This window comes from Photorhabdus hindustanensis (assembly GCF_002968995.1).
Taxonomy (GTDB): Bacteria; Pseudomonadota; Gammaproteobacteria; order Enterobacterales; family Enterobacteriaceae; genus Photorhabdus; species Photorhabdus akhurstii.
The window spans coordinates 1-4,993 of sequence record NZ_PUWT01000122.1; the positions used below are offsets into that span (position 1 = coordinate 1).

1 protein-coding gene is annotated in these 4,993 nt (G+C 48.0%); it reads left to right on the forward strand.

Annotated features, from left to right (window positions below):
• A partial coding sequence (locus C6H66_RS24365) for a two-partner secretion domain-containing protein (protein WP_146111127.1) occupies positions 1–4,993 on the forward strand: 4,993 nt, incomplete at both ends.

Here is a 4,993-nt window from a genome sequence, read left to right on the forward strand (position 1 = left end):
GTTTCACATAACCGTTATCAGGAATTTAATGTTGGGACCTCAGGATTAGTATTTAATAACGCGACCCATAATACGCAGTCTCTGTTGGCGGGGCAAATTGGCGCCAATCTTAACTTCAACGGTAAATCAGCCGAGCTGATTATTAATGAAGTCGTGGGGGCCTTAGCCTCAAATTTGCAAGGGCTGTTGGAAGTCGTAGGGCAAAAAGCCGATATCCTCATTGCCAACCCGAACGGCATTACCTGTAATGGCTGTAGTTTTGTTAATACCCCGGCTGTCACCTTATCGACCGGTAAACCGGTGTTTGATAAAGAGGGCGCGTTAGCGGCTCTGGAAGTAAAAAAAGGCGCCATCACCTTGGGTGAAAAGGGGCTGGATGCGACGGCGCAAGATTCTATCGATATCATCAGCCGGACCACTAAGCTTAACGGTAAACTACAGGCGAAAAACCTGACATTGACACAAGGCCCCAACCGGATTGATTTCAAACGCGGGACCCTTGTCCCTATTGCAGAGGAAGGTTATACCCCTTGGAAAGCGATTGATACCGGGTTATTGGGGGGAATGTATGCCAATAAAATCCGTCTGGTGAGTACCGAGCCGGGTAAGGCTGTCAATCTGACTAACCTGACGGCAACCCAAGGCGACATCAGTCTGACGGCGGATGGCAAGGTGATTCTGGGGGATGTACAGGCTAAAACGGATATCACCGTTAACGGTAAAGACATTGAAACGGCGAAACAAAGTCATATGCAAGCCGGTCAGCATCTGATGTTGACAACCGACACATTGCAGCATTGGGGACGAATTGGCGCCGACGGTGATATCGCCATTAAAGCGAAAACCTTGTCTTTAAATGGGGGAAATGTCACCGCCGGGAACCAGGTTCTGCTACAGGGAAAGAACAGTTTTACGGTGCGTGGCACTGATATTTCAGGTCATGACATTACCTTAATCTCCAGCGGTGGTGGTATTTATGTTTCATCTGGAGGAGATAATTCCGCTACGGCAGGCACACAGGCGCTATCTACTATTTCTGCGGTTAATACATTACATATTCTGTCTGAACAGGGAATATCGCTTTCAAATACGCTAATTAACCGGGCGAAAAATATCTTTTTAGCAGGTAATGGTTGGGTTAATACTAATCAGCCTTTGGTAGCGGATGAGAATATTGATCTTCACGCTGGATGGGGGATAAATTTGGATGGGATTTCCCTGACCGCCGGGAAAGATATTACCCTGACCAGTGGTGGTTCGATTAATATTGGCAAGGTTACTGCCGGCAACAATTTAACCTTGATTGCCGGCAGCAATATGAAGGAGACAGCATTATCGGCAGAAGGCGCGACCACAGTCGCCCAATATAGTACCGCGTTGCGCTTAGCCGACGGGAAATATACCCCGGTGACTTCGGCGTTGATTGATCTTGCATTAGGCAATGCCCCCCAACTGACCATCAATATCCCAGAAATAGCCGGTGGAATACCCGGGATTCAACTGGCGGATAAACGAACGCGGATTGCCGTGAGAAATAACCTGCCTATTATCCATATTGCAGCGCCTAATTCTCGAGGTATTTCACATAACCGTTATCAGGAATTTAATATTGGGGCTGCCGGGCTGGTGCTCAATAACGCTACCGAAGCTACCCAATCCGTACTGGCGGGACAAATTGGGGCAAACCCTCACTTTAACGGTAAATCGGCTGAGTTGATTATTAATGAAGTGGTGGGGACTTTAGCCTCAAATCTACAGGGCCTGTTGGAAGTGGTGGGGCAAAAAGCTGCTGTCTTCATCGCCAACCCGAACGGCATAACCTGTAATGGCTGTGGCTTTATCAATACCCCGGCTGTCACCTTATCGACGGGTAAGCCGGTGTTTGATAAAGAGGGCGCATTAGCGGCTTTAGAGGTGAAAAAAGGCGCCATAACCTTTGATGAAAAGGGGCTGGATGCGACGGCGCAGGATGATGTCGATATTATCAGCCGGGCCGCGATACTTAACGGCAAAGTGCAGGCGAAAAACCTGACACTGACACAAGGCCCCAACCGGATTGATTTCAAACGCGGGACCCTTGTCCCTATTGCAGGCGAGGGTGATACCTCTTGGAAAGCGATTGATACCGGATCATTGGGGGGAATGTATGCTAATAAAATCCGTCTGGTGAGTACCGAACCGGGTAAGGAAGTTAGCCTGACCAACCTGACCGCAACGCAAGGCGACATCCGTTTGACCGCTGATGGAGAGGTGACGCTAGGAAATGTGCAGGCTAAAACAGACATAACCGTTAGCAGTAAAAGCATTAAAACGGCGGAACCGAGTCATGTACAGGCAGGCAAAGATATCACGCTTGCCGCGAACACGCTGAACAACACCGGTAAGATTATCGCAGAAGGTGACATGCGGTTATTTATCGACCATTTATACAATCGGAATAAGGGACTGATTCAGGCAAATAACCATCTCTGGTTGCAAAAAGACGCGAGCGGTAACTTAAGCACTGAAATTAACAACACTTCAGCGACGCTGAAAACCCATAGCGGCGATATTATTATTCGCACAAAAGCGTTAAATAATGCTTGGAATGCCAGCGTCTCTGCGGGAATGAACGCTTATATCAATGCGACAAAACTGGATAACAGCCAAAGCCAGTTTCATGCGAAGAAAAATCTCATCTTAACCGGTCACGATTTTAACAGCGGGATGGACGGTAAACTCTCAGCCGATCTGAATGTGGTGGCTGATTTTATTAATCAATTCAACGGAACTGCGTTCATCTCGGCGAAAAATATTCTGCTTCATGCCGGTGAAATTATCAGCATGGGATACTTCAAGGCGGACAATGATCTGTCCGTCATCGCTGAACGTGGAATAAATGCCCGCCAAAATACACTGGAGGCAAAGAGAAATCTGACCTTGATTGCGGGCAAAGATATTGAGGCATTTCAAGTCGGGTTGAAGGGAGAAAATATTGAACTGCTTACACGCGAAGGCGACATTCGGATGTGGGGGGACGGTTCGCGTATTTCGGCCAGCAACAATTTGCGGATATTGGCGGATCACAAACTGGATCTGTATGACCTTTTGTTCGATAAATCAAACACGATAACGTTAAACGCGGGTCATGAAATTGATGCCAGCCAAGTTAAATTGGCCGCACAGAAAAATCTGACCCTCATTGCGGGCAAAGGTATCACCGCCCGTCAAACTGAACTGAAAGGGGAAAATATTGAGCTTCTCACGCGTGAAGGCAACATTCAAATGGGCGGGCATGATTCGCGTATTTCGGCCAGCAATAATGTGCAGATGTTTGCGGGACACGAACTGAATATCCAGGATCTTTTGTTCGATAAAGCCAACAATATGACATTAAACGCGGGGAGTGAAATTAATGCCGACCGGGTTAAATTAGCGGCAAATAAAAATCTGACCTTAATTGCGGGCAAAGATATCACCGCCCGTCAGGCAGAGTTAAAGGGAGAAAATGTTGAACTTCTGGTGCGGGAAGGCGACATCCAAATGGGACGGAATCGGTCTCATGAGTTATTGGCCTCAATTTCGGCCGATAATCATTTGCGGATTTCAGCAGGCAACGATCTGGATCTCTCCGGTACCCGGTTGGATAAATCACAAAACCTGACATTAAGTGCGGGTCGTAACCTGAATGCCAGTCGAAGCCAATTGAACGCTGCGGGCAATATTAATCTGTTTGCGGGAAATGATTTAATGTTGCGGCAAGCTGGTATCCGGGCGGGGCAACAAGTCATGCTCAGTGCGGGCCGTGATATTGATATCTCTCGCCCTAATACGCCAGAGAGCCTGTTTTATTTATCCGAATTAGATGGATTAGACAAATTCGCTGAATTAGGTACGCAAATTACCGCGGGTGATCACCTGCAACTCAGTGCGGGGGAAGATATCGCGGGTATCGCGAGATTAACATCGACTAAAGGAAATGTATCGATTAACGCTGGCCGGGATTTACTGTTCTCTGCCCGGAAATATTCGCCGATTAATGATGGTGATAAACAGTACCTTTATGCTGCCAGCGCCATCAACGCGGCCCAAAATCTCACATTAGTTGCGGCAGGCAACCTGCTGACATCCGGGGCCAGCTTGACATCCGGCAATGATATGCGGCTTTCCGCGGGTGGAAATGTTCGTTTTGAATCGCGGCAAGAATTTATCCGCGAGGGGAATATTGAGCGCTTTACGCAACACGCCAGCCGGCTGAATAGTGGCGGCGCATTAACGATTCGCTCCCAAGGCAGTATTTTATTCCAGGCGACGGAATTAATCGCCAAGGGTGTAATGGATATCGCGGCAACAGGTGGTTTTCTCTATGCGCAAGCGATGGAAGAAGTTTATAAACGGGAAGAAACAGAGAAAAGCTGTAAAGGTTTTGGCCCCATAAAGTCGTGTAAAGTGTTTGGGTCTAAAACAGAACATCGAGTACAAATCAAGAAGACCAACAAAGTCACGGAATTTACGGCCGGGGGTGATATTAACCTGATGGCAAAAGATGAGGTGACATTGGAAGCGAGTCGGATAGAGACCAGTAAAAACGCGAAAATCACCAGCCAGACAGGGAAAGTGAACTTCAAGGCGATGCCCAATATTGATTTTGAGCAGACCATCACGACATCAAAAGGCTTTTTTATTACACAGCGCGATAAAGGTCATCGTGAAGAGACCTGGATAATCCCGTCAGTGCATGTTGGCGGTACGCTGACGGTGGATGCGGCGAAAGGCATCAATGCGGATGTGAAAGTAAAAGAGGGGCAGTTACTGGAAGACGCGTTAGGAGTACTGGGTAACACCCCCGGCACCGAATGGTTGAAAAATATTCAAAACCGCAATGATGTCCAGTGGAATCAGGTTAAGGACGCTTACAGTAGCTGGGACAAAAAAAGCGAAAGCTTAAACCCCGTAGTGGGTGCGGTGATTGCGATTGCGGTCGCTGCGGTCACGGCGGGTTCGGGCCTGGCGG